18 protein-coding genes are annotated in these 25,725 nt (G+C 59.3%); 13 read left to right on the top strand and 5 right to left on the bottom strand.

The window, feature by feature from the left end; all coding sequences use genetic code 11:
• Window positions 1-27 precede the first annotated feature (27 nt).
• Window positions 28-1,554: a fumarate hydratase gene (locus OKC40_RS11340; protein WP_005351759.1), complete on the bottom strand. Its 1,527-nt coding sequence runs from the start codon at window positions 1,552-1,554 to the stop codon at window positions 28-30.
• A gap of 294 nt (window positions 1,555-1,848) precedes the next feature.
• Here OKC40_RS11340 and pabB point away from each other — a divergent pair, with 294 nt between their 5' ends.
• The 3 genes from pabB to OKC40_RS11325 all read left to right on the top strand — a co-directional run bounded on the left by pabB (window position 1,849) and on the right by OKC40_RS11325 (window position 5,256).
• Window positions 1,849-3,132 carry an aminodeoxychorismate synthase component I gene (gene pabB, locus OKC40_RS11335; RefSeq protein WP_270795285.1) on the top strand — a complete coding sequence of 428 codons (1,284 nt, stop codon included), beginning with the start codon at window positions 1,849-1,851 and terminating at the stop codon, window positions 3,130-3,132.
• A 42-nt stretch (window positions 3,133-3,174) separates the two neighbouring features.
• Window positions 3,175-3,741, top strand: a complete 567-nt coding sequence (locus OKC40_RS11330; RefSeq protein WP_005351753.1) for a CoA pyrophosphatase — start codon at window positions 3,175-3,177, stop codon at window positions 3,739-3,741.
• A gap of 216 nt (window positions 3,742-3,957) precedes the next feature.
• The gene (locus OKC40_RS11325) at window positions 3,958-5,256 is read left to right on the top strand and encodes a serine/threonine transporter (RefSeq protein WP_270795269.1); all 1,299 of its coding nucleotides are present in this window, start codon (window positions 3,958-3,960) and stop codon (window positions 5,254-5,256) included.
• Between the two features lie 256 nt (window positions 5,257-5,512).
• On the opposite strand, the gene OKC40_RS11320 is transcribed toward OKC40_RS11325, so the two are convergent.
• Complete coding sequence (locus OKC40_RS11320) at window positions 5,513-6,502, bottom strand: hypothetical protein (protein ID WP_270795268.1); 990 nt, start codon at window positions 6,500-6,502, stop codon at window positions 5,513-5,515.
• A gap of 207 nt (window positions 6,503-6,709) precedes the next feature.
• The gene (sstT, locus tag OKC40_RS11315; RefSeq protein WP_005351744.1) at window positions 6,710-7,960 is read right to left on the bottom strand and encodes a serine/threonine transporter SstT; all 1,251 of its coding nucleotides are present in this window, start codon (window positions 7,958-7,960) and stop codon (window positions 6,710-6,712) included.
• A gap of 355 nt (window positions 7,961-8,315) precedes the next feature.
• Between sstT and OKC40_RS11310 the strand changes: the two genes are divergently transcribed.
• From OKC40_RS11310 to OKC40_RS11295, 4 genes are all read left to right on the top strand, one after another.
• Complete coding sequence (locus OKC40_RS11310) at window positions 8,316-10,232, top strand: RecQ family ATP-dependent DNA helicase (protein WP_270693453.1); 1,917 nt, start codon at window positions 8,316-8,318, stop codon at window positions 10,230-10,232.
• 591 nt (window positions 10,233-10,823) lie between these two features.
• Entirely contained in the window at window positions 10,824-12,746 is a 1,923-nt protein-coding gene (locus OKC40_RS11305) for a PrkA family serine protein kinase (RefSeq protein ID WP_005333223.1), read from the top strand.
• Between the two features lie 23 nt (window positions 12,747-12,769).
• Entirely contained in the window at window positions 12,770-14,041 is a 1,272-nt protein-coding gene (locus OKC40_RS11300) for a YeaH/YhbH family protein (RefSeq protein ID WP_270795267.1), read from the top strand.
• Between the two features lie 9 nt (window positions 14,042-14,050).
• Window positions 14,051-15,571 (top strand): SpoVR family protein, encoded by a 1,521-nt coding sequence (locus OKC40_RS11295; RefSeq protein WP_270795266.1) that lies wholly within the window; start codon window positions 14,051-14,053, stop codon window positions 15,569-15,571.
• 173 nt (window positions 15,572-15,744) lie between these two features.
• Here OKC40_RS11295 and fadJ read toward each other — a convergent pair whose 3' ends face one another.
• Window positions 15,745-17,892, bottom strand: coding sequence for a fatty acid oxidation complex subunit alpha FadJ (gene fadJ, locus OKC40_RS11290; protein WP_270693467.1), 2,148 nt, complete (start codon window positions 17,890-17,892; stop codon window positions 15,745-15,747).
• Entirely contained in the window at window positions 17,892-19,202 is a 1,311-nt protein-coding gene (fadI, locus tag OKC40_RS11285; RefSeq protein ID WP_139408547.1) for an acetyl-CoA C-acyltransferase FadI, read from the bottom strand. The genes fadJ and fadI overlap by 1 nt, the downstream gene beginning before the upstream one ends.
• Before the next feature lie 182 nt (window positions 19,203-19,384).
• Here fadI and OKC40_RS11280 point away from each other — a divergent pair, with 182 nt between their 5' ends.
• From OKC40_RS11280 to OKC40_RS11255, 6 genes are read left to right on the top strand one after another with little or no spacing between them, the layout of a single operon-like run.
• Window positions 19,385-20,335, top strand: coding sequence for an AAA family ATPase (locus OKC40_RS11280; RefSeq protein WP_234602233.1), 951 nt, complete (start codon window positions 19,385-19,387; stop codon window positions 20,333-20,335).
• Window positions 20,326-21,228 (top strand): DUF58 domain-containing protein, encoded by a 903-nt coding sequence (locus OKC40_RS11275; protein WP_234602232.1) that lies wholly within the window; start codon window positions 20,326-20,328, stop codon window positions 21,226-21,228. The genes OKC40_RS11280 and OKC40_RS11275 overlap by 10 nt, the downstream gene beginning before the upstream one ends.
• On the top strand, window positions 21,213-21,752 hold the full coding sequence (locus OKC40_RS11270) for a DUF4381 domain-containing protein (RefSeq protein WP_234602230.1): 540 nt from the start codon (window positions 21,213-21,215) through the stop codon (window positions 21,750-21,752). The genes OKC40_RS11275 and OKC40_RS11270 overlap by 16 nt, the downstream gene beginning before the upstream one ends.
• On the top strand, window positions 21,749-22,741 hold the full coding sequence (locus tag OKC40_RS11265) for a VWA domain-containing protein (protein WP_270693444.1): 993 nt from the start codon (window positions 21,749-21,751) through the stop codon (window positions 22,739-22,741). Before OKC40_RS11270 ends, OKC40_RS11265 begins: the two co-directional genes overlap by 4 nt.
• Entirely contained in the window at window positions 22,732-24,186 is a 1,455-nt protein-coding gene (locus OKC40_RS11260; RefSeq protein ID WP_234602226.1) for a VWA domain-containing protein, read from the top strand. The genes OKC40_RS11265 and OKC40_RS11260 overlap by 10 nt, the downstream gene beginning before the upstream one ends.
• 20 nt (window positions 24,187-24,206) lie before the next feature.
• Window positions 24,207-25,718 (top strand): BatD family protein, encoded by a 1,512-nt coding sequence (locus OKC40_RS11255; RefSeq protein WP_182939752.1) that lies wholly within the window; start codon window positions 24,207-24,209, stop codon window positions 25,716-25,718.
• Window positions 25,719-25,725 lie beyond the last annotated feature (7 nt).

Genomic DNA, 25,725 nt, shown 5'->3' with positions numbered 1-25,725 from the left:
CCGTTAACCGGCAGCGGAAACGGTCACTCAGGAGGAGAGTTTGCCGTCCAGCTCGGCAATCTTGGCAGACCAGTAGGCCGGGCCGGTTTCGTGGATATTGTTGCCTTCGGAGTCGACCGCCACGGTCACCGGCATATCTTCCACTTCAAACTCGTAGATCGCTTCCATGCCGAGATCGGCAAAAGCTACCACGCGCGCCTTCTTGATGGCCTTGGCCACCAGATAAGCGGCGCCGCCGACGGCCATCAGATAGACGGCCTTGTGCTGCTTGATGCTCTCGACGGTTTTTGGACCACGCTCGGACTTGCCGATCATGCCGATAAGGCCAGTTTCACCCAGCATCATGTCGGTGAACTTGTCCATCCGGGTGGAGGTGGTGGGGCCAGCCGGGCCAACCACTTCGTCGCGCACCGCATCGACCGGGCCAACGTAATAGATAAAGCGGTTGGTGAAATCGACCCCTTCCGGCAGCCCTTCGCCATTTTTCAGCATGTCGGCGATGCGCTTATGGGCTGCATCACGACCGGTGAGGATCTTGCCGGAGAGCAGCACGGTATCACCGCTCTTCCAGCTGGCCAGTTCGGCCTTGGTGATGCCATCGACGTTGACGCGGCGCACGTTGCCACCCGCTTCACGGGTGATCTCCGGCCAGTCGCTCAGTTTCGGCGGAGTCAGTTCGGCGGGGCCTGAACCATCCAGCTCGAAGTGAACGTGACGGGTCGCGGCGCAGTTGGGGATCATCACCACCGGCTTGGAGGCAGCATGAGTCGGCGCAGATTTCACCTTCACATCCAGCACGGTAGTCAGACCGCCCAGACCCTGGGCACCGATCCCCAGCTTGTTGACCTTGTCGTAGAGCTCGACCCGCAGCTTCTCTTCGGTGGTTTGCGGGCCGCGGGCGATCAGCTCCTGAATGTCGATATGCTCCATCAGGGCCTCTTTGGCCAGTACCGCCGCTTTCTCGGCGGTACCGCCGATGCCGATGCCCAGCATGCCGGGCGGGCACCAGCCAGCACCCATGGTCGGCACGGTTTTCAGTACCCACTCGACGATATCGTCAGAGGGGTTGAGCATCACCATCTTGGATTTGTTCTCGGAGCCGCCGCCCTTGGCCGCGATGCTCACTTCCACCTTGTTGCCGGGGATCATGTCGATATGCACCACGGCAGGGGCGTTGTCTTTGGTGTTTTTGCGACTGCCGGCCGGATCGGCCAGCACGGAGGCGCGCAGCGGGTTGTCAGGATTGGTGTAGGCACGACGGGTCCCTTCGTCCACCATCTCCTGCACTGTCATGTCGCTGTCCCACTGCACTTGCATGCCGATCTTGACGAAACAGGTCACGATGCCGGTGTCCTGGCAGAGCGGACGATGGCCTTCAGCGGACATGCGGGAGTTGATCAGGATCTGGGCCAGCGCATCTTTGGCGGCCGGGTTGGCCTCACGGTCATACGCCGCTTTGGCAGCCTGAACAAAATCCAACGGGTGGTAATAGGAGATGTACTGGAGGGCATCTGCGATAGAATCGATGAAATCCTGTTTTTTTATAATGCTCATATCATCCTCACTGGTCCTTGTCTCTGCCACGGAGCAGGGCAAGGGCTTCCATATGATGGGCCGTGCTGACGTGCTGGCTAAAAACTATCAACCAGCAAAAAACGAACGACACGGCAGTTTTTTCTTAAGTCACCGACACCTATGATACGCTTGCCCACCAGCACCGACTAGGGTTCGGGAACCAAACTGTTGCCTGTGTAACATAAAATGACGCCAACACTTCATATCCATCATCTAGACCATAGTGCTGAACTCCATCAGCTTTTTGCCCACCTGCAACATCAGCCGTGGGCCATGTTGCTGGAATCGGCGGGACCACTCGGTGCCGATAACGGCTTTGATATCATCACTGCCGATCCGCTGGCGACCTTCGAAACCCGTGGCGAGGTGACCACTCTGCGTGTCGGAGCGAATATCAGCAAACACCACGAAGATCCCCTCGCCCTGCTGGCCCATACCCAGCAACAGCTGCTGGGGGAGCTGGATTTGTGTGCCACTCACCTACCCTTTATTGGCGGCGCCCTCGGTCTCTTTGGCTATGATCTCGGCCGTCGCTTCGAGCGACTGCCAGTGCAGGCCGCCGCCGATATCGCGGTGCCAGACATGGCGGTAGGTATCTACGACTGGGCGCTGCTGCGCAATGTGGCGACCGACGACTGGCAGCTGGTGCACTGGGGGGATAAAGCGGGCCTTGCCAACCGGCTGGCCTGGCTTGAACAGCAGCAGGCCAAACCGGCCCCCGCTTTTGCCTTGCAGGGGTCGTGGCAGAGCAATATGAGCCGAGCCGAGTATGGCGAGAAGTTTGCCCGCATTCAGGCATACCTTGCCGCGGGGGATTGCTACCAGATCAACCTGACCCAGCGTTTCAGCGCCCCCTATCAGGGGGATGAGTGGCAGGCCTATTGCCTGCTGGCAACCGCCAACAAGGCACCCTTCTCAGCCTTTATCCGTTTGCCGGAGAGCGCGCTGCTGAGCCTATCCCCCGAGCGGTTCCTGCTGCTCGATGGCCGTCATATCGAAACCAAACCCATCAAAGGCACTCGCCCTCGCCACCCCGATCCGGCCACCGATCGGCAAGTCGCGCGGGAGCTGGCGCAGGCCGACAAGGACAGATCAGAGAATCTGATGATCGTTGATCTGCTGCGCAACGACATCGGTCGGGTCAGCCGGCCGGGCTCGGTCAGCGTGCCTCATCTCTTTGCGGTGGAGTCGTTTCCGGCGGTACATCATCTGGTCTCCACCATCCACGGTGAGCTTGATGCACGCTGGCAAGGGGTCGATCTGCTGCGGGCCTGTTTCCCGGGTGGCTCCATCACTGGCGCCCCCAAAATCCGGGCTATGGAGATCATCGAAGAGCTTGAGCCACAGCGCCGCAATGCCTATTGCGGCAGCATCGGCTATCTCAGCCAGCATGGCAGGATGGACACCAGCATCTGCATTCGCACTTTGATTGCCGAAGCGGGTCGTCTGCACTGCTGGGCCGGTGGCGGCATCATCGCCGACTCCGACGCCGACAGCGAATATCAGGAGACCTATGACAAGGTCGCCCGCATCCTGCCGCCGCTGTCGGCGCTGTAACACTCCCCACTGTCAGGTCAACGCACAGGAGAGCTCCCCGCCATGGATCGCCACGAACTGCTGACCCGCTTCCAGTTGCAGCGACCCGCCCCGGCCCATCGCCTCGCCATTGGCGGGCTCAGTCCGGCTGCGGTGTTGATCCCGGTGGTGATGCGCGATGAGGGACTCAGCGTGTTATTGACCCGGCGCAGCCCCCGGCTGCGTCATCATGGAGGGCAGATCAGCTTCCCCGGCGGGCGACAGGATCCCGGCGACGAAAACCTCATTGCCACGGCGCTGCGGGAGACCGAAGAGGAGCTCGGCATTCCGGCCCGGCTGATCGAGGTGATCGGCACCCTCAACCCGCTCAATACGGTGTCACGATTCGAGGTACTGCCGGTGCTGGGGCTGCTCGATGGCAACTATCCCCTCATCCTGAGTCCGGATGAGGTGGATCACGCCTTCGAAGTGCCGCTGACCCATCTGCTGGATCGGCGCAACCACATCCCCCTGACCCTTTCCAGAGGGGGGAAAGCGCACACCATCTACTGGATCCCCTGGCAACAGCACTTTATCTGGGGGGCTACCGCCAGCATGATCAACCAGCTAGCCCAGCATCTCGCAAAATAACAATTTACCTACATTTGGCTGGGCGATATTTAATCATTAATACTAAAATAACGTGCCAATTGATAAACAATAATTGAATTTTTCTTGTTTTGATCACATTTCCATAAGAAAGTGCGGTTTTTCGTGCCGTAAAGATGAATTTGATCAACATTTTTGATTAGAAAAACCGTATCCTTGCGCCGACTTAATAAGAACCACACATTCGGGGTGAGATAGATGTCAAACACAGTCACTGGCACGCAGGAAGTTGCGGCGTCAACAGAGCAAGGGATCCGCTCTACTCAAACCACTCGTTGGGAAAAACGCGACTCTACCTGGGTCATCAGTCTGTTCGGGACCGCGGTTGGCGCGGGGATCCTGTTCCTGCCGATCAACGCCGGTATGGGCGGTTTCTGGCCGCTGGTCGTCATGGCGCTGCTGGTAGGTCCCATGACCTATCTGGCACACCGTGGTCTGGCCCGCTTCGTCCTCTCCTCCAAAAAGCCAAATGCAGACATCACCGAAGTGGTGGAAGAGCACTTTGGCGTGGGTGCCGGTAAATTAATCACCCTGCTCTACTTCTTCGCCATCTACCCCATCGTGCTGATCTATGGCGTGGGTATCACCAACACCGTCGAAAGCTTTATGGTCAACCAGCTGCAGATGAGTGCCCCACCGCGCTGGATCCTCTCCATCGTGCTGATCATGGGCATGATGTCGGTGATGCTGGCCGGTGAAAAGCTGATGCTGAAAGTGACCGAGCTGCTGGTTTATCCGCTGATCGCCATTCTGGCCGGTATCTCTTTGTACCTCATTCCGGACTGGACCGGTGCCGCGCTGGAGCAAGTGCCCTCTGCCAAGGATTTCGCCACTACCCTGTGGCTGACCATCCCGGTACTGGTTTTCTCCTTCAACCACAGCCCGGCCATCTCCAGCTTCTCTCTGGCCCAGCGCCGCGACCACGGTGATCAGGCTGTCGAGAAGGCCGATGCCATCCTCAAGCGTACCGCCATGGTGCTGCTGGGCTTCGTGATGTTCTTCGTCTTCTCCTGCGTCATGAGCCTGACACCGGCCCAGCTGGCAGAAGCCAAGGCCCAGAACATCGCCGTGCTCTCCTATCTGGCCAACCAGCATGCCAGCCCCATCATCTCTTACTTCGGTCCGTTGGTTGCGTTCGTAGCCATCGTATCCTCCTTCTTCGGCCACTATCTGGGTGCCCGTGAAGGTCTGAAGGGGATGATCGTGCAGAACATGCGCAAGTCCGGCAAAGAGCCGAACGCCAAGAAAGTCGAGATGTTCATCATCGCCTTCTTCATCCTGACCCTGTGGGGCACTGCCATTGCCAACCCCTCCATCCTGGGCATGATTGAATCCTTGGGCGGCCCGATCATCGCTACCATCCTGTTCATCATGCCGATGTACGCCATCAAGCGCGTACCGGCCATGGCGAAATATCAGGGTCATATCAGCAACGTATTTGTCGCTGTGATGGGGATGATCGCCATCTCCGCCATCCTCTATCAGCTGGTCGGTTAATCCCCTACCTGCCGCTGATAGCAAAAAGCCAGCCGAACAGTCGGCTGGCTTTTTTTATTGCGTTTGTCCCGTCCTGAATAGTCTTACCTCTCATCACAGGGTTACGTAATCCACACTCACACAAAACTTGGGACACAGACCTTATTCTGCTCCAGCATCATCATATTTCGGGCTTCGCTCCGAAACTCGACCAACAAAAATGCCAGTCGGGCAAGCGACTGGCATCTCTTGATAAACACACACTCTCTCTGACTGATTAGAGTGGCTGCGCTTCCAACAGGAACGGCGTGATGCCGGTAATTTCCGGAATACCGAGCACCAGGGTGTCTTTCTGACCATTGCTACCCGGTTTCATGGTCAGATATGCAGTGACACTGGCGTTGCGATCGGCAAATTCGCGCATCCTTTTTTCCCAGAGCCCCTCATAAATTTTTCCCTCTTTGATATCAGCAGGCCCTGTCAAGGTATTGAAACTGCATGAGCGATTATTCCAACCGGTCAGCGTCAGCTTGTTCAAACCTTGAGTGTTGGCCTCTGTCTCACCGCTTACAGAACACCCTTCTTTAAACAGGATGGTCAGCTTGATCCCCAAGCCATTGTTGCTGCGCTCGGTTTTGAAATCTTGAAACAGTGCACTCTCCCCAAGGTTGTACCAGGAGTCCGCGTTGATAGGCGCAGTGACCATCGGCTGCAATGCCACTTGGCCGCCCCAATTCTGAATAGTGAGTGCAGAATCGATTTTGGCTTTGACGGGTCGATAATCGAGTACCCAGAGTGACTGGCTGCTTCCCGCCGCATCTGGCACAGACGCCACCTTGACCAACCCGTCGACATTGGTATTGGACTTTTGCTCCGCCGAGTCGAAGGTACTGGGTTGGCTTTTGTTCACCAGCAACGACAACGTCAGTGGGTAACCCTCACCTTTATTCAGAGAAGAGAAGCCTTGAGGGAAGGTATAAGTGCTGACTGTGGCACTTCTTTTCTCAGCAATGTTCATCGCCCAACCCGTGCCCTCTGTGGACGCCGGATAGACAAAACCGACCGCACGATAACTGTCGTTGACCGGACGGTTAATGAACTGCCCCTGAGCGTCCATCAGGACGGGGAGATAGACGCCAGCCACCGGCAGCGCCCTCGGTTGCGGCTCCGGTGGCGTGGTACCACCACCACTATCTCCGCCACCACCACCGCAACCAACCAAACCTAATGCAGCAATAATTGCCCACGAAAGCGTAGTTTTTTTCATTATTTAATCTCGTTTTTTAGCCTGAACCTTATTATTCCGCAGCTATTTTAACGGGGCAGCACCCGCACTGTCTGTCGGCTATTTGTAACCAAACATTTCATCAAAATGAATGTTTTCTTGCGCACTCCTCTCCTCAACACATTTAGGCCCGCTGATATAAAAAGCCCCTCACAGAGAGGGGCTGAATCGAAAAATCGAGCTACCGGCTCACGCCTCGCTGCTGGGCAGCGCGGAAGGTTCCAGCAGGGTTTCATCTTCGGCCATGCAAGCAGCGGCGGTGAACAGTACGTCGGTGGAGCTGTTCAGCGCCGTCTCGGCAGAATCCTGCAGCACGCCGATGATAAAGCCGACTGCTACCACCTGCATGGCGATGTCATTGCTGATGCCAAACAGGCTACAGGCCAGCGGGATCAGCAGCAAGGAGCCGCCCGCCACACCGGAAGCGCCACAGGCACTGATGGTGGCGACTACGGAGAGCAGAATGGCCGTTGCCATGTCCACTTCCATCCCCAGGGTATGTACCGCCGCCATGGCGAGCACAGTGATGGTGATAGCTGCACCCGCCATATTGATGGTGGCACCCAGCGGGATGGAGACCGCGTAGGTATCTTTGGGCAGGCGCAGTTTTTCACACAGCGCCATGTTGACCGGAATGTTGGCGGCAGAGCTGCGGGTAAAGAAGGCGGTCACGCCGCTCTCTTTGAGGCAGGTCAGCACCAGCGGATAGGGGTTGCGCTTTATCTTCCAGAAGACGATCAATGGGTTGACCACAAAGGCGATAAACAGCATGCAGCCGATCAGCACCACCAGCAGTTGAGCATAGCCAAACAGGGCATCGAAGCCGGTCTCTGCCAGAGTGGAGGCAACCAGACCCAGGATCCCGAGCGGAGCACAGCGGATCACCGCTTTCACGATGGCGGATACACCGTGAGACAGGTCAGTGATCAGCGCCTTGGTGCTCTCGTTGGCATGGCGCATGGCGATACCCAGACCGATGGCCCACGCAAGGATCCCGATATAGTTGGCATCCATCAACGCCTTGACCGGGTTGGTCACCACGTTGAACAGCAGGGTCTGCAGTACCTCGGTGATCCCGCCGGGCGGGGTGATCTCGGCAGTATTGGCCACCAGATGGAGGTTGGAGGGGAACAGGAAGCTGGCAATCACCGCGACCACGGCCGCAGAGAAGGTACCAAACAGGTAGAGCGCCAGCAGCGGGCGAATATTGGTCTTCTGACCCTGCTTGTGACCAATGATGGCCGCCATCACCAGTACGAATACCAGCAGCGGAGCTACCGCTTTCAGTGCACCAACGAACAGACTGCCAAGCAGACCTGCCGTTTTCGCCCACTCGGGCGCAAACAGTGCCAGCAAGATACCGAATACCAGACCAACCAGGATCTGGCTGACCAGGCTGGTGCTATTGACCAGCCGAAGGAGGGGGTGTTGTTGTGTCATCAAAAAAGTCCCTAAGCACCGTAGTGCATGAATCATGAGTCCTGTCTGCAACCACTCATCGGGAGACCCCTGTCGCCCGAATGTGGTGTCTGTGGCCAGCCTTCTGTCGGGCCGATCCGCCAGTCACCGGATTGCATGACGGAATATCCCATTCGCCATCTTTTTTTTCCAGAGACTCACCAAAAAATATCCCGTTTCCATCACAAAAAACCGCAACAAAACCTTAACCACAGCGCAACCACCCATTTTTGTACGTTTTATCGACACTCTCTGCCCTTACCCTCACGACCATTCCTGTGTCATCCGTGATCGGCGTCGCTGTGCTATCATCCCCCATTTGCCGCGGAGCCTTGCCATGATCCCATCCCTGCTCAACCAATATTTTGGTTTCTCCGCACTCAGGCCAGGTCAGGAAGCGGTGATCAGCCGGGTGCTGGCTGGTCAGAGTGCCGCCGCCATCTTTCCCACCGGCTCCGGCAAGTCGCTCTGTTATCAACTGCCGGCCCTCGCCCTGCCTCACCTGACCCTTGTGATCTCTCCGCTACTGGCGTTGATGCACGATCAGCTCGCCTTCCTTAAAAGCAAGGGAATAAGCGCCGCCACCCTCGACTCGAGCCAGAGCCCGGAGGAGAGCCGACGAGTGATGCAGCAGGCGCTGGATGGCCAGCTCAAGATCCTGATGATCTCGGTGGAACGACTCAAGAACGAGCGTTTTCGCCGCTTTATCCAGCAAGTACCGCTCTCGCTGCTGGTCGTCGATGAGGCGCACTGTATCTCGGAGTGGGGCCACAACTTTCGCCCCGACTACCTCAAGCTGCCGAGCTATCGCCATGACCTGAAGATCCCGCAGGTATTGCTGCTGACCGCTACCGCCACGCCGGCGGTGATTCAGGATATGCAGACCAAATTCGGCATCGCGCCGGAGGGGGTCGTGGTCACCGGTTTCTACCGCTCCAATCTTGATCTGGCGGTCATTCCCCTGGCGCCCGATGCGCGGGATAGCTGGCTCGCGCAGGAGCTGGCAAACGATCCGGCGGCCCCCACTATCGTCTACGTCACCTTGCAACACACCGCCGAAGCCTGCGCCGAGCAACTCATTAGAGAAGGGATCAACGCCCGCGCCTATCATGCCGGACTCGACTCGGCGCTGCGCAGTCAGATCCAGCACGACTTCATGGCGGGCAAGGTGGATTGCATCGTCGCCACCATCGCCTTTGGCATGGGGATCGACAAAGCGGATATCCGGCGGGTCATTCACTACGATCTGCCCAAATCCATCGAAAACTACAGCCAGGAGATTGGCCGCGCCGGACGAGATGGCCAGCCATCGCGCTGTATCGTGCTGGCCAACCAGAGCCAGCTGCCGGTGCTGGAGAACTTCGTCTACGGCGATACGCCGGATTTGAGTGCCATCCTCCAGCTCCTTGCCATCATCAAGCAGAGCGGGGCCGAGTGGGAATTCACCCTACTGCGCCTATCTAACGACACCAACATTCGCCAACTGCCCCTCAAAACCCTGCTGGTCTATCTGGAGATGGCGGGCATCATCACCCCGGCCTACAGCTACTACGCCGACTACCGCTTCAAGTTTGTGCTGGATAAAGGCGAGATAGTGAGTCGCTTCAATCAGGATCGCCGCCAGTTTCTGGAGCAGCTGTTCGCCTGCGCCCCGCAAGCTCGCAGCTGGTGCACCATGGACTTTGATGCCCTCTGGCAGAGCTATCAGGGGGAGCGGCAGCGGGCCGTTGCGGCGCTCGACTACCTGCAACATCAAGGCTGGATCGAGCTTGAAAGCAAACAGATGACCGAGGTCTACCGGATCACCCGTCAGGGGTGGGACAACGAGCAGGAAGCAAATGCCCTGCACGCCCTGTTCCAGCAAAAAGAGCAGAGCGAGCTGGCAAGACTGCAAGCCATGCTCGACTTTTTCACCTCAAGTGAGTGCCTGAGTCACCGCCTCGCCCGCTATTTTGCCGATGAGGTGGCACCGGTTCATTGTGGCCATTGTTCGGTTTGTCGTGGCAAGGTGGCACATCTCCCTCCCCTGCCCCAACTGGCCATGCCAAACGAGGCGGGGATCCGCGCCTGGTGCGATCCGCTGATTGCCAAGACCGGTTCCGTGGATGCTCGTGTTCTGGCCCGTTTTTTGTGTGGTATCGCCACACCGCTGACCAGCCGGGTCAAAGCCAAATCGCTGGCGGGTGCAGGCCAGTTGGCCGCGCACCCGTTTGCCCGCGTCTTGGCGGCAGTGCAACAAGCCTACCCTTGCTAGATGAGTGCTGACGGCGTCAATAGCCACCAGCAGAAACAAGCGTTTACTGACACAGAAAAAGAAGACCCTCGCGGTTGCGAGGGTCAAGCCAACGGAAACGTGCTTAAACAGAGCTTGGTGAGGCAACAGTCAACTCTCTTGCTAAAGCGTCTTGCTGCTCACACATCGCCAATCTATGGCACTCAAAATGTAGCGTCAATGTAAAAATTAGAGTCTAAACTCCAAACAAGGCAATTTACGTTGACGTTCACGTAATGATATTCTCATTCATAACCCCGCCAACCCGCAGCCCCATTGCCTTTCGTCAAACCCCTTAATCTTTTCGCAATAAGTTCCCTGTTTCCCATAAACATTTATTTTTTATGTCTTTGACATTTACCTCACTATCGTGGCAAAAATAATTTAACAGTCAGTAACATAGCGGTGTTGTTGACTGACCCTCCCCGCACAAGGATCGGGCAGGTTTCTTCAGAATTTAACCTATCAACCGTGATGGATTACTGGAGTCTGTTGACTAGGCTTTAAAAGCGCACAACACAAAAGCAGTCATCCACTTTTTTCAGGGTAAGCGACTATAACGAGGGCAAAGTTATGGGCATATTCGAGCATTACCAACAGCGATATGAAAAAGCGAGAGAAGAGGAATATACCATCCAGGAGTTCCTGGATATGTGTAAGCAGGACAAAGCCTGCTACGCCTCCGCAGCCGAACGTCTGCTGACCGCCATTGGTGAGCCGGAGATGGTAGACACCTCAGCCAACCCCAGACTGAGCCGACTCTTCTCCAACCGCGTCGTGGCACGCTATCCCGCCTTCAAGGATTTCTACGGGATGGAAGAGGCCATCGAACAGATCGTCTCCTACCTCAAACACTCCGCCCAAGGGCTGGAGGAGAAGAAACAGATCCTCTATCTGCTGGGCCCCGTTGGCGGCGGTAAATCCTCGCTGGCAGAGAAACTCAAATCCCTGATGCAGAAGGTGCCCATCTATCGCATCAAGGGCTCACCGGTCAACGATCACCCCTTCTGCCTGTTCGATATCGAAGAGGATGGGGAGATCCTGGAAAAAGAGTACGGCATCCCACGCCGTTACCTGCGTCCCATCATGTCCCCCTGGGTGGCCAAACGCCTGCACGAGTTCGGCGGCGACATCACCAAGTTCAAGGTGGAGAAGGTCAACCCCTCCATCCTCGATCAAATTGCCATCGCCAAAACGGAACCGGGTGATGACAACAACCAGGATATCTCCTCACTGGTCGGCAAGGTCGATATCCGCATGCTGGAGCACTTCGCCCAGGATGATGCCGATGCCTACTCCTACTCGGGTGCGCTGTGCAAGGCGAACCAGGGTGTGATGGAGTTTGTGGAGATGTTCAAAGCGCCTATCAAGGTACTGCACCCGCTGCTGACAGCAACCCAGGAGGGTAACTACAACGGTACCGAAGGGCTCTCAGCCCTCCCCTTTGACGGCATTCTGCTGGCTCACTCCAACGAATCCGAATGGCAGCAGTTCCGCAACAACAAGAACAACGAAGCCTTCCTCGACCGGGTCTACATCGTCAAGGTGCCTTACTGCCTACGCGTCTCGGAAGAGGTGAAGATCTACGAGAAGCTGCTGATCAACAGCGAATTGACCGAGGCCAAATGCGCCCCGGGCACCCTCGAGCTGCTGGGCCAGTTTTCTGTGTTGTCACGGCTGAAAGAGCCGGAAAACTCCAGCATCTACTCCAAGATGCGGGTCTATGATGGCGAGAGCCTGAAGGACACCGATCCCAAGGCGAAGAGCTATCAGGAGTATCGCGACTACGCCGGTGTGGACGAGGGGATGAATGGTCTCTCAACCCGCTTCGCGTTCAAGATCCTCTCCCGCGTCTTCAACTTCGACCATGCGGAAGTGGCCGCCAACCCGGTGCATCTCTTCTATGTGCTGGAGCAGCAGATCGAGCGCGAGCAGTTCCCGCAAGAGCTGCACGATCGCTACCTTGAGTTCATCAAGGGCTATCTGACCCCGCGCTATGTGGAGTTCATCGGCAAGGAGATCCAGACTGCCTATCTCGAGTCCTACTCCGAGTACGGTCAGAACATCTTCGATCGCTACGTCACCTACGCCGACTTCTGGATCCAGGATCAAGAGTACCGTGATCCCGAAACCGGCCAGCTGTTTGACAGAGCATCCCTCAACAGCGAGCTGGAGAAAATTGAAAAACCCGCCGGGATCAGCAACCCGAAAGATTTCCGTAACGAAATCGTCAACTTCGTGCTGCGTGCCCGGGCCAACAATGCAGGCCGTAACCCCAACTGGACCAGTTACGAGAAGCTGCGCACCGTGATCGAGAAGAAGATGTTCTCCAACACGGAAGAGCTGCTGCCGGTTATCTCCTTCAACAGCAAAACCTCGGCCGAGGAGCAGAAGAAGCACGATAACTTTGTCGAACGGATGATGGAGAAAGGCTACACCCGCAAACAGGTGCGACTGCTCTCCGAATGGTATCTCAGGGTACGCAAGTCATCCTGACCCTGACTGTTCAAGGGGGAGTTATGGCGCATTTTATCGACCGCAGGCTCAACGGCAAAAACAAAAGCGCTGTCAATCGGCAGCGCTTCATCCGCCGCTACAAGAAGCAGATAAAACAAGCGGTCTCGGATGCTGTCTCCAAGCGCAGCATTCAGGACGTAGACAAGGGCGAGAGCATCAGCATCCCGACCAAGGATATCGGCGAGCCCCATTTTCATCAGGGGCACGGCGGTAAACGGGAGATAGTGCATCCCGGCAATGATCAGTTCGTCTCCGGCGACAAGATTGACCGTCCCAAAGGAGGAGGCGGTGGACAGGGGTCCGGCGAGGGACAAGCATCCAATCAGGGGGAAGGGGCCGATGATTTCGTGTTCCAGATCTCCAAGGATGAGTATCTCGATCTGCTGTTTGAAGATCTGGAGTTGCCCAGGCTGCAGAAAACCCAGCTCAATCAGCTGATGGAGGTGAAAACCTATCGGGCGGGCTACACCTCCAACGGGGTGCCCGCCAACATCAACGTGGTGCGTTCCCTGCAAAATTCGCTGGCACGTCGCATGGCGCTGCAAGCAGGCAAGAAACGCCAATTGCATGAACTGGAAGATCGGCTGGCCCTGCTGGCCGCCGATCCCAACGAGCACTTTGCAGAAATCGCCCTGCTCGAGAAGGAGATCCGGGAGCTGAAACGACGGATCGATGCGGTGCCGTTTATCGACACCTTCGATCTCAAGTTCAACAACTTCGTCAAACGGCCCGTCCCCTCCAGCCAGGCGGTGATGTTCTGCCTGATGGACGTCTCGGGCTCCATGGATCAGGCCACCAAGGAGATGGCCAAGCGTTTCTATATCCTGCTCTATCTGTTCCTGAGCCGGACCTACAAGAACGTCGAGGTGGTCTATATCCGCCACCACACCCAGGCCAAGGAGGTGGACGAGCACGAGTTCTTCTACTCCCAGGAGACCGGCGGCACTATTGTCTCCAGCGCCCTCAAGATGATGAATGACATCATCAACGAGCGTTACCCCGCCAACCAGTGGAACATCTATGCGGCGCAGGCGTCGGATGGTGACAACTGGGCCGATGACTCACCGCAATGCAGGGAGATCCTGGCGCGGGACATCATGCCAAGGGTGCGCTACTACTCCTACATCGAGATCACCACCCGTGCTCACCAGACCCTGTGGCACGAATATGAGTCGGTAGCCAACCAGTTCCCCCACTTTGCGATGGAGCACATTCGCAAGGTCGAGGATATCTATCCGGTGTTCCGCGAGCTGTTCAAGAAACAAGCGGCGTGAGGAGGTCACATGATCGAAACAGAAAAACGTGTAGCGCCACTGGATGACGGACCAGACTGGAACTTCGATCTGCTGGAGACCTATCACCAGGAGATCGCCCGGGTCGCCCGTTTCTACAAGCTGGATACCTACCCCAACCAGATCGAGGTGATCACCGCCGAGCAGATGATGGATGCCTACTCCAGCGTCGGCATGCCCATCGGCTATCAGCACTGGTCGTTCGGCAAGCGCTTTATCCATACCGAGCGCAACTACAAGCGCGGCCAGATGGGGCTGGCCTACGAGATCGTCATCAACTCCGATCCCTGCATCGCCTACCTGATGGAGGAGAACACCATGCCGATGCAGGCACTGGTGATGGCCCACGCCTGCTACGGTCACAACTCCTTCTTCAAGAACAACTACCTGTTCAAGGCCTGGACCGATGCCTCTTCCATCATCGACTACCTGTTGTTCGCCAAGAACTACATCACCCAGTGTGAAGAGAAGCATGGCATCGAGGCGGTGGAACAGCTGCTCGACTCCTGCCATGCCCTGATGAACTTCGGGGTGGATCGTTACAAGCGGCCCCAGAAGATCTCGATGGCCGAGGAGAAGCGGCGTCAGAAGGCGCGGGAAGATTATCTGCAGACTCAGGTCAACGAGCTGTGGCGTACCCTGCCCAAGCAGCATAAAACCGCGGGGGTGGAGGACAGGCGCTACCCCGCCGAGCCCCAGGAGAACATTCTCTACTTCATCGAGAAGAATGCCCCCCTGCTGGAGCCCTGGCAGCGGGAAGTGGTGCGCATCGTGCGCAAGATCAGTCAGTATTTCTATCCGCAAAAGCAGACCCAGGTGATGAACGAGGGGTGGGCCACCTTCTGGCACTACACCATCCTCAATCACCTCTATGACGAGGGCAAGCTGAGCGATCGCTTCATGATGGAGGTGCTGCACAGCCACACCAACGTGGTCTATCAACCGGCCTACAACAGTCGCTACTACTCAGGGATCAATCCCTATGCGCTGGGGTTTGCCATGTTTACCGACCTGCGCCGCATCTGCGAGAACCCGACCGAGGAGGACAGACAGTGGTTCCCCGATTACGCTGGCAGCAACTGGGTGGAAACGTTGCATTTTGCCATGCAGAACTTCAAGGATGAGAGCTTTATCAGCCAGTTCTTAAGCCCGAAGGTGATGCGGGATATGAAGCTATTCGCCATCGATGACGACGATCTGAAGAACTATCTGAAGGTCTCCGCCATCCACAATGACGAAGGCTATCGTCAGGTGCGCAATACCCTGTCGGCCCAGTACAACCTGAGCAATCTGGAGCCCAACATTCAGGTCTACAACGTAGCGGTAAAAGGGGATCGATCCCTCACCCTGCGCTATGTGCCCCACAACCGCATCCCCCTTGGCGACTCTCGCCACGAGGTGCTCAAGCACCTGCATCAACTGTGGGGATTCGACGTGGTGCTGGAGCAGGATAACGGCGATCTGCCACCCGATATCATCGGCCGCTGCCCGGAGCGCAAACCGGGGATCTGACCCGTGACCCGATATTTCGGCGGCCCACTTCGGTGGGCCGTTTTTTTATCGGCATTTAACCCTGCCAGCATGAGCGCTTCCCAAGCCATACAACCCGAACAAACCACCACATAGAAAGAGGCCCGCATGGTGTGCGGGCCTCTTTGCCTTGCGCGGTCAATCTGCAGCGGTTATCAGTAGAAGGTCTGCTGCTCTGCGGCCATCGCCTTGAGACGGGCACAGGGGGCAAACCGGTCGCCGTGGCGCTTCTGGTAATACTCCAGACGGCCAACCAGATGATCGATCCCCAACGTGTCCATATAACGGAACGGGCCGCCGAGGAAGGGCGGGAAGCCGATGCCGAAGATGGCCCCGATATCGCCATCACGAGCCGACGCCACCACACCGCTATCCAGCGCCATGGCCGCTTCGTTGAGCATCAGCAGCACACAACGCTCGGCGATCTCCTGACGGGCCAGCTTGGCAGAAGGCTTGATGCCGAGCACGCCATAGACGCTCTCGTCCACCGTCTTCTTGCCCTCTTTACCGGTCAGCTTGTTGCGCGGTGCTGCCTTGCCATAGAGGTAGAAGCCCTTGCCGTTCTTGCGTCCCTTGCGATCGTTTTGCAGCAGCTTGTCGAACGCCTTGGGTGCCTGGAACTGCTCGCCACCCAGCTCTTTTTCGAGAATGGGAGAGATCTTGGCACCCACGTCGATCCCCACCTCATCGAGCAAGGTGATGGGGCCAACCGGGAAGCCAAAGTCCAGCAGTGCGCTGTCCAGCACCTCCACCGGCTCCCCTTCCAGCACCAGTCGCGCCGCTTCATTCATGTAGGGCGCGAGGATGCGGTTGACGTAGAAACCGGCTTCGTCCTTCACCACGATGGGCGTTTTGCCCTGAGCACGGGCAAAGGCCAGGGTGGTGGCGACCGTCTCGGCACTGGTGCCAGCGTGGGGGATGATCTCCGCCAGCGGCATCTTGTCGACCGGGCTGAAGTAGTGCAGCCCCACGATCCGCTCCGGGTGCGCCGCCTCTGCCGCAATCTGGTTGATGGGCAGGGAGGAGGTGTTGGAGGCAAACACGGTGTGCTCACCGCACTCACGCTCCACGTCTTTCACCATCTGGTGTTTGAGATTGAGATCTTCAAACACAGCCTCCACTACCATGTCGACCCGGTGGAAACCGGAGTAGTCGAGGGTACCGGTCAGCAGGCTCATCTGCTTTTCCAGCTCGCTGCGCAGGATGTGACGGCGCTTGAGCTTCTTGGCCAGAATGTCGTAGCTGTAGCGCATGGCATTACCGATGCCACTGCTGGCTACATCCTTGATCCGCACCGGTACGCCCGCCTTGGTGGCGGTGACGAACGCGATCCCGCCCCCCATCAGCCCACCGCCCAGCACGGCGGCATGGGCCACCTTGCGCGGCTCGGCCCCTTGATAGGTAACCTCTTTCTTCATCTCGGTGGTGGCAAAGAAGATGGAGCGCAGTGCAGCAGACTCAGCCGTCATCACCAGCTCGCCAAAGTGGCGGGATTCGGCAGCCAGACCGGCCTTTATCCCCTCCTCCACACCGATGCGTACCACCTCGAGGATCCGCTCCGGCGCCGGGTAGTTGCCGCGGGTCTTGGCTTTCACCCCCTTGCTGGCCTGATCGAACAGCACCTTGCGACCCAGCTTGTTGGTCTCCAGCACCTTGCCCTGCAGATCCCGCTTCAACTGATGACGCGGTTTACCCTTCTTGGCCAGCTTGATGGCAGCATCCAGCAAGATGGAAGGCGGCACCACATCGTCCACCAGCCCCAATTTCTTGGCTTGTTTGGCCCGCACCTGCTTGCCGGTCAGCATCAGATCCAGCGCCTTGGCTACCCCGATGAGGCGCGGCAGACGCTGGGTACCGCCAGAGCCCGGCAGCAGACCGAGCTGCACTTCCGGCAATCCCAGCACGGTTTTGCCGTGCTCGGTCACCACCCGGCCATGACAGGCCAGCGCCAACTCCAGCCCGCCACCGAGGCAGGGACCGTGAATGGCGGCGATCACCGGAATGGTCAGCCCCTCGATCTCGGCAAAGATCTCCTGCCCTTCCCGCGACAGGGTCTCGGCATCCTTGGCACTGGTGCAGGCGGCCAGCATGGTGATATCGGCACCGGCGATGAAGGAGTCCTTCTTGCCGGAGGTGATCACCAGACCGATCAGATCCTTGTTGCGTTTGACCTCGGCCAGTACGGTGCGGATCTCCTCCACAAAGGCGGCCTTGAGGGTATTCATGCTCTCGCCCGGCACATCCATGGTGAGGATTCCGATGCCATCTTTGCGAACATCCAGGGAAAAAGTCTTAGCGCTCATCATTCAACCTCCAACACCATAGCCACGCCCAATCCACCCGCTGCGCAGGCAGTGTTGAGCCCCAATCCCCCACCGCGACGACGCAACTCGTGCAGGGTCTGGGTGATCATCCGCGCACCGGTCGCGGCAAAGGGGTGGCCGTAAGCCAGCGAACCGCCGAGGACGTTGAACTTGTCCATGTCTACCTCGCCGATGGCCTGATCGCGGCCCAGCTTGTCACGGGCAAACTCGTGGCTGGCAAACATCTTGAGGTTGGCCAGAGTCTGGGCGGCAAAGGCTTCGTGCATGTCGATCAGGGTCAGATCGCTGAGCGTGATACCGGCTCTGTCCAGCGCCAGCGGTGTGGCATAGGAGGGCGCCATCAGCATGTCTTGCCAGACATCAATGGCCGAAAAAGCGAAACTGCGAATGTAACCCAACGGTTCGAGACCCAGCTCTTTCGCCCGACCTTCGCGCATCAGCAGCACGGCGGCGGCGCCATCAGTAAGCGGCGTGGCGTTGGCCGCCGTCACTGTGCCATGGACTCGGTCAAACACCGGCTTGAGCTTGGCGTAGCTCGCGAGATCCGAGCTTTCACGGATGTTGTTGTCCCGCTCCAGCGGTGACTTGTAGGGCGGCACATGGGCGGTAAACACCTCGCCATTGAGCTTGCCATCGGCCCAAGCCTGCGCGGCCAGGGTGTGGGAGCGGTGAGCCAGCGCATCTTGCGCCTCACGGCTGATCTGGTGGCTCTTGGCCATCTGCTCGGCGGTCTGCCCCATGGAGAGACCAGTGGAGTATTCCGCCACCGCAGGCGGCACCGGCAGCAGATCCTTGACCCGCAATTGACGCAGAATATTGAAGCGCTGCTGCAGATTGCGCGCCTTGTTGAGATCCACCAGGGCGCGCGCCAGCGTCTTGCTCACCCCGATGGGCAGCACGGAAGAGGAGTCGGCACCGCCGGCGATGGCGATATCCACGGTTCCGGCCATGATCGATTCGGTGACGTTGGCCACCGCCTGAAAACTGGTGGCGCAGGCGCGAGAGACACTATAGGCATCGGTGGTGACGCTCATGCCGGTCCCGAGCACGATCTCGCGGGCAATGTTGGGGGCTTCCGGCATCTGCACCACCTGACCAAACACCAGCTGGTCGATCAGCATGGGATCGAGATCGGTACGGGCAAGCAACTCGCTCACCACCAGTTTGCCGAGATCGACTGCAGGCACGCCATGAAAGGCGGTGGCCTGCTTGGCAAAGGGGGTTCGCAGCCCCGCCACGACGGCAATCCGTTCGCCCTGGCGAGTCGTCAGTTTCAATGGCTGTTTCATCCTGGCTCCTTGGTTTAAAAGGCAGAGGTCTGACCTCATTGCGCCACATCTTAACAATCCAATCACAAGTTTCATACAGCTGATTGAAACTAAATTAAGCACGGCAAGGCCCCTTTGCTCGCCCTTGGGGAGCAACTGGAGTATAAAAAGATCAACTTCCATAAAAACAACGGGTTTATCGCATGGCAGCGGCCGAGTTCAGCGCACTTAGGGACTATCTTGGCAGTCAGATTCTGGGGCAGGAGGAGCTTATCGAAGGGCTCCTGATCGCCCTGTTATGTGAAGGACATGTGTTAATCGAAGGGGCGCCCGGGCTTGCCAAAACCCGCGCCGTCAAGGCGCTTGCTGGCGCTGTCGAGGGGCGTTTCGCTCGCATCCAGTTCACCCCTGATCTGCTCCCCGCCGATCTGACTGGCAGCGAGGTGTTCCACCCGCAGGATGCCAGTTTTGTATTCCAGCCAGGCCCCCTGTTCAACCATCTGGTGCTGGCAGACGAGATCAACCGGGCACCGGCCAAGGTGCAATCGGCGCTGCTGGAAGCCATGGCCGAGCACCAGATCACCGTGGGCAAAAAGAGCTGGCGGCTGCCGCCGCTCTTTATGGTGGCCGCGACCCAGAACCCCATCGAGCAGGAGGGCACCTATCCCCTGCCGGAGGCTCAGCTCGACCGCTTTCTGCTCAAGTTGATGGTGGACTACCCGAGCCCCACCATGGAGCTGGCCATCTTGCAGCTCAACGCCAGCGGCGAGCAGCTTGGCGAGGCGCCGGTGACCCTGAGCCAGACCACCTTGCAACGTGCCCGCAGCGACGTGCTGACGGTCACCATGCAAAGCCGACTGGAGCACTATCTGGTGGAGCTGGTCTGTGCCACCCGCCCGGGCAGCGGTCTGTGCCCGGCGCTTGAACCGCTGATTGCCGTGGGGGCCAGCCCCCGCGCCACGTTGGGGCTGGCTCGCTCTGCCCGCGCCCGTGCCTGGCTCGCGGGACGTGATTATGTGCTGCCGGAAGATATCCAGCTGCAGGCCTATCCGGTGCTGCGCCACCGCCTTATTCCCAGCTATCAGGCACTGGCTGACAATCTGGATAACGATATCCTGATCGCCCAACTGCTGGATCAGGTGCCATGCCCCTAGATCCCGGTCTGCATCCCGATATTGCCCTGTCACTGCCACGGCTGCTCAATATCCGGCTCTGGGCCAATGCCAGAGCCAGACCGAGAGCAGGCAAAAGCAGCAGCGAACGGGGCAAACCGGGCCGATCCCCCGGGCTCACGTTTCGGGAGCTGCGCGCCTATCAGGCTGGTGACGAGGTACGCCACATCGACTGGCGAGTGACGGCTCGCCTCGGTCGTCCCTATACCCGCCTCTATAGCGAGGAGCTCGATCAGGCGCACTGGCTGCTGCTCGATCTCTCTCCCGCCATGTATTTTGGCTCTACGCTGCAGCTCAAGGCGCGCCTGGGGTGCGAGCTGGCGGCAGCCCTGATCTGGCAAGGAATGAAGCAGCACAATACCCTGATCTGCCACGGGCTTATTCCCCAACACCAGAGCCAGCGCGGCAGCGTGCTGCCCCTGCTCGAATCCCTCTGCCATCACTATCAGCAAGGACTGGCACGTCGAGCACTATCCCATTCGCTGGGCGCTACCTTGTCCGGCCTGAAGCTGCCTCACGGAGCCAAGTTGACGATCATCACCGATCACAGGCCCTGCGAGTCGGCGCTCTGTCAGCAGCTGCAGCTGCTCTCGCGGCGCCACGATATTCACTATTGGCAGATCCGCGATCCCCTCGAGGCAGCCCTTCCCCGAGGCGGCCAACTGCCGGTGGCCATCGATCGGCCCGGGCAACACTATCAGGGCTGGCTGGATGGAGGCCATGCCGGTTTCTCCCGCCGCTACCGCCAAGCCGCCGAGCAGCAGCTGGCCCACAGCAAGCAGCAGTTGCTGCCGCTGGTACAGCGCCTATACCTGCTCGATAACAGCCAGACGCTGCAACAACAGTGGCAGGAGGGGTTATGTCATCAGGGATGATCATGCCCGCCGAACTCGACAGCGCCAGCCCCGCCTCCGAGGCCATTACCCCGCCGCTGACCGCCCTGATGCGCGACATCCACCCGGGGCCTGATCTGATTGAACAGAGTCTTGATCCTCGGGTACAGGCGCTATTGTGGCTATTGATCACCGGCTTATTGCTGCTACTGATCGTCCTGATTGCCCTCAGGGTGATACGTTACCGCCGCTGGTGCCGCCAGCTGGAGGGGGATCCGGCGCTGCTGGTTGCACGCATACAGGAAGCCCTGCGTCATGAAGCGCTGCAACGCTGGCCCGAAGCGCGCAAGCTGCAGGGAGAGGCGTGGCTCGCCTTTGTCGATCGTCACGGCGGCAGCGACTTCAGCCTGTTCGCCCCTCACTGGCGCAGTTGGCTCTATGGCAGCCAGAACCCGAGCCGCGAGCAGTGCGAACAGTTGCGGCAATATTATCGCCGCTGGGGTCAAACCCTCTTTTTGCAGCTCTCCCCTCGCTCGGGGCGCAAAGCCACGCGGAGGCATTCATGATCCTGGCCTGGCCCTGGTTTGCGCTGGCGCTGGTGCTGCCCTTGCTGGTGCGCTTCGGATTGCCGCCCCTACGCCGCGGTTATCTGGCTCACCCCGGGTTTGCGCTGCTGCGTCCCCACGCCGGATTGCCACTCTGGCGCGCTATATTGCTCTGGGGTGCCCTCATCCTCGCCCTCTGCCGCCCCCAGTGGTGGGGAGAACCGGTTATCCAATATGAAGGGAGTCGGGATCTTCTACTGGCGGTGGATCTGTCAGACAGCATGCGCACCCCTGATATGCTCGACAACGGCGAGCAACAAGCGCGGCTGACGGCGGTGCGCCAGCAGATCAAGGCGCTGATCGCCAAACGGGCCGGAGACAGGGTTGGTCTTATCGTCTTTGCCGATCACGCCTACCTGCTCTCTCCCCTCACTCAGGAGATCCCGGCGCTGTTGACCTTGAGCGACGAGCTCGATTTTGATCTGGTTGGCCGTACCACCGCCCTTGGCGAAGCGATCCAGCTTGCACATCAGCATGGGGATCCTGGTCGCCCCACGGCCCTGCTGCTGGTCACCGATGGCCGCAATACCGCAGGCAATGCGGATCCGCTGCAAGAGGCCAAACTCGCCGCGGCGCAGGGAATACGGATCTATACGCTGGGGGTCGGTGCCGATCCCGATACCTTTATCCAACCCTACGATGAAGCGGGCAGCGGTCAGGCCGATCCCAGCAGCGAACTGGACGAGCCGCTTCTGCAAGCGCTGGCGCAGACAGGCCAGGGACGCTACTTTCGGGCGCGAACCCAAAGCGATCTCGATGCCATCAACGCAGCCCTCAATACCCTGGAACCGGCCCCCATGCCGGTTGCCCACTACCAGCCGGTGATCGAGCTCTACCCCTGGCCGTTGGCACTGCTTTGTGGTTTGCTGATTCTGCCATCAGGGCGCGGCAGGCTGGAGTTTCGCAAGGTGCGTAGCGGGTTGGCACGAGGCGCGCGCAGATGGAGCTGATCTTGCTTCGCCCCCTGTGGCTGATCGCACTCATCCCCTGGCTCTGGCAAGGGTGGCGTCGTCGTCGCCAGCCCCCGCTGCTCGCGCCTGCGATGCAGGCTTATCTGCTGCCAGCATCCCGTCCTCAGCGCCCCTGGCTCTGGCTGGCAACCCTGCCCGTCATTTTGGCCCTGAGTGGACCGGCACTGCGCGGTGAGCTGCAACAGCAGCCTGCGGCACCGCTCGATATCTGGCTGCTGGACTTGTCACGCTCGATGACCGCCATCGACCTCAAACCGGATCGGGCGACCCGGGTCAGATGGCAGTTACAGCAGCTGCTGAGCCACGCCAAGGGTGAACGCATTGCGCTGATCCTCTACGCGGGCGATGCCTACCTCGCCATGCCGCCAACCCGGGATCATCAAGCCCTTTCGCTGCTGCTGCCCGACTTGCGCCCCGATATCATGCCGCTGCAGGGCAGCAACCCGGCAAGGGCTGTGGAACTTGCCATGAAGCAGATTGCTCCCGGTGAACAGGCGCGTCTGCTGCTGATCACCGACGACCTCACCACGAACCAGATGACCCAAATCGCCGCGCTATGGCCCTGCCAGCAGCGCCTTCTTTGCCGCGACACCCAGTCGGCACGCCTCGATATTCTGCTCGCCAACAGCGGTCAACCGGCCCCCATGCCAGCCATCCCGGCCAATGAGTTGGGGTTTGCCACCCGCATGCCCGCGCAATTACCCGCCCCTGATAGTCAGGCGATTGCCGCCCTGGCCAATCGCCTCGGCGGTGAGCTGCAGTGGCTTGGCAGCGACGTCCCCCGATTTGCCTCCCTCCCCACTACGACCTCGGCCCTCACCCCGGCACCACTGGATCTTGGCCCCTGGCTGCTGATCCCTTTATTACCGCTGGCCTTGCTGGCCAGAGTCGGTGCCCGGTTGATGGTGGTGCTGATGATGGGAGCGCAGCTGCTTGCGCCACAAGATCTGCAAGCGGTAGAGAGAGGGGATCTGCAAGCAATGCAGGCTTATCAAGAGGGGGATTTTCAGCGGGCTGCCCGCACCTTCAATGATCCGGTCTGGCGCGGCAATGCCTGGTATCGGGCCGGTGCCTACCGGCAAGCCATCACAGCCTATCAGCAAGCGGCGAGCGCCACCGCCCACTACAACCGCGGCAATGCCCTGCTGCAACTGGGTGAGTTTGCGGCAGCCAAGGAGGCCTATCTGGCCGCCCTGGCGCTGGAGCCCGGCCATGAAGATGCGCTCTATAACCTCTCTCTGTTACAAGGCGGTGCGGCGGCCGCTCCCGACACCAGCAACAGCAGCAAGCAGCCCGAACCAGCGGCGGATCAGCAGGTGACCGCAATGCCCCTGCCACCCTCTCCCCCGGTGTTGTTGCTGGAGCAGCGACTGCGCAAAGAGGCACTACGCCGGGATCTGATCAAGGTGGAGGAGCCCTGGTGACGCGGGCAGGATGGGGACTGTTGCTCGCACTGGCGAGTCCACTTTGCTGGGCCTTGCCCCCTCGGGCAGAGTTGCTGCCGGGGGCCGACCCCAGCGATTGGCTGCTGATCATCGAAGCGGATGGCGAGCGCCAGAGTAGCGAGCTGGAGATCACCCCCCTACTGCGCCAGTTTGCGGTGGGCAGAGTGACCATGAGCCGGGTCACGACCCCGGTACAACAACTGACTCGCTGGCAGATCCCGCTGCACCAGAGCAATTCACCCACTGATACAGAGGTGGTGATTGCCCCGCTCAAGCTGGGAAATGAGTTCACCCCCTCGCTCACCCTGCCACTGAGAGAGGCGAAAACAGCCGCGCTGCCACAGCCCGCAGCCCCCTCGCCCCTCGAGATGCAGGCAAGCCTTGATCATCAGGGCCCGCTCTATCCCGGCCAGCCAGTGATCTACCGGCTGACCCTGTGGCTGCCCACCAGTATGCAAAACCCGGCGCTGAGCGAGCTCAGTTCTGCCCACTTCACCATCCGTCGCCTCGGTAGCGATGAGTGGATCCCCCCCGCTCAGGCAGGTCTGCCCGGCAGGCTCACCCGCAGTTGGCTCGTTCAGGCAAAGGCGCCGGGGCTCTGGCACCTCGACTCCCCCCGCTTGCAGGGGCAGGTCGCGCAGCAAGGGGGAAAAGCGCAACGGCTCTCGGCCCGCGCAGCACCACTCGAGGTGAGGGTGGACAAGGCCCCCGCCACGCCTGTGGCCACCCGGCTGATCCTGAGCCAGCGGCTTGAACCGGCCACCACGGGAGAAGTCGGTGAACCGCTGATCCGGATCCTCACCCTGACCATGGAAAATGGTGACAGCGGCCAGATCCAGCTTACCCCCCTGCTGGCCCATCAACTGCCCACGGGTGTGCAGGCTCATCCCGATGGTGAGCAACAGCAGGAGCGTTACCGCGAAGGCAAGCTGCTGTTTGAGCGACAATGGCGCCAGACCCTGGTCGCGGAGCAGAGCGGCGACTATCAGCTCCCCCCCATTGACCTTCCCTGGTTTAATACCCAAAGTGGCCGGATTGAGCAGGCCAGCCTGCCCGCCATCACGCTGACGTTCCAGCCAGCGACACGTTCGCAACCTGATGCTCAGCGCCCGCAGATGCCGCTGCGAGAGAGCCTTTGGTGGGTCGTACTGGCCCTGGCACTGCGTGCACTATGGCGCCACGGGCCCCGCTGGCACGCCTTCTATAGACTGCAGCGCGCCCTTGGCCAACATCAGCCGGATGCCAGTCGCAAGGCGCTGATCCAGTGGGCGAGTTTGCGCTGGCAAGTCCCCTGTTATCAATCAGGCCAGTTGCCTGGCGCTGGGCATAATCGGGTCGGCAACGCGCTTGGTGAACTCGAGCGAGCCTGTTTTTCCCGGCCCTCTTCTGGCCAGCCCATCGAGTGGCGCACTCTGGCGCGTACCCTCAGGGCTGATGAAAGCGCCGGTATTGCGCACCTGATTTACCTGCTGGCGCACGGGAGTGCTCGCTCCCGCCGCCACGCCCCCTGACAAGGAT

Origin of the sequence: Aeromonas sp. QDB11 (assembly GCF_027705265.1) — a bacterium.
GTDB classification, from domain to species: domain Bacteria; phylum Pseudomonadota; class Gammaproteobacteria; order Enterobacterales; family Aeromonadaceae; genus Aeromonas; species Aeromonas allosaccharophila.
Note: the sequence above shows the minus strand (reverse complement) of the source record. Positions and strands in the feature narration are given on the sequence as shown.

Bases quoted from the DNA above. Each gene is read 5' to 3' on its own strand.
- OKC40_RS11340 (WP_005351759.1), bottom strand. From the start codon at position 1,554: ATGAGCATTATAAAAAAACAGGATTTCATCGATTCTATCGCAGATGCC.
- pabB (WP_270795285.1), top strand. From the start codon at position 1,849: ATGTTGCTGGAATCGGCGGGACCACTCGGTGCCGATAACGGCTTTGAT.
- OKC40_RS11330 (WP_005351753.1), top strand. From the start codon at position 3,175: ATGGATCGCCACGAACTGCTGACCCGCTTCCAGTTGCAGCGACCCGCC.
- OKC40_RS11325 (WP_270795269.1), top strand. From the start codon at position 3,958: ATGTCAAACACAGTCACTGGCACGCAGGAAGTTGCGGCGTCAACAGAG.
- OKC40_RS11320 (WP_270795268.1), bottom strand. From the start codon at position 6,502: ATGAAAAAAACTACGCTTTCGTGGGCAATTATTGCTGCATTAGGTTTG.
- sstT (WP_005351744.1), bottom strand. From the start codon at position 7,960: ATGACACAACAACACCCCCTCCTTCGGCTGGTCAATAGCACCAGCCTG.
- OKC40_RS11310 (WP_270693453.1), top strand. From the start codon at position 8,316: ATGATCCCATCCCTGCTCAACCAATATTTTGGTTTCTCCGCACTCAGG.
- OKC40_RS11305 (WP_005333223.1), top strand. From the start codon at position 10,824: ATGGGCATATTCGAGCATTACCAACAGCGATATGAAAAAGCGAGAGAA.
- OKC40_RS11300 (WP_270795267.1), top strand. From the start codon at position 12,770: ATGGCGCATTTTATCGACCGCAGGCTCAACGGCAAAAACAAAAGCGCT.
- OKC40_RS11295 (WP_270795266.1), top strand. From the start codon at position 14,051: ATGATCGAAACAGAAAAACGTGTAGCGCCACTGGATGACGGACCAGAC.
- fadJ (WP_270693467.1), bottom strand. From the start codon at position 17,892: ATGAGCGCTAAGACTTTTTCCCTGGATGTTCGCAAAGATGGCATCGGA.
- fadI (WP_139408547.1), bottom strand. From the start codon at position 19,202: ATGAAACAGCCATTGAAACTGACGACTCGCCAGGGCGAACGGATTGCC.
- OKC40_RS11280 (WP_234602233.1), top strand. From the start codon at position 19,385: ATGGCAGCGGCCGAGTTCAGCGCACTTAGGGACTATCTTGGCAGTCAG.
- OKC40_RS11275 (WP_234602232.1), top strand. From the start codon at position 20,326: ATGCCCCTAGATCCCGGTCTGCATCCCGATATTGCCCTGTCACTGCCA.
- OKC40_RS11270 (WP_234602230.1), top strand. From the start codon at position 21,213: ATGTCATCAGGGATGATCATGCCCGCCGAACTCGACAGCGCCAGCCCC.
- OKC40_RS11265 (WP_270693444.1), top strand. From the start codon at position 21,749: ATGATCCTGGCCTGGCCCTGGTTTGCGCTGGCGCTGGTGCTGCCCTTG.
- OKC40_RS11260 (WP_234602226.1), top strand. From the start codon at position 22,732: ATGGAGCTGATCTTGCTTCGCCCCCTGTGGCTGATCGCACTCATCCCC.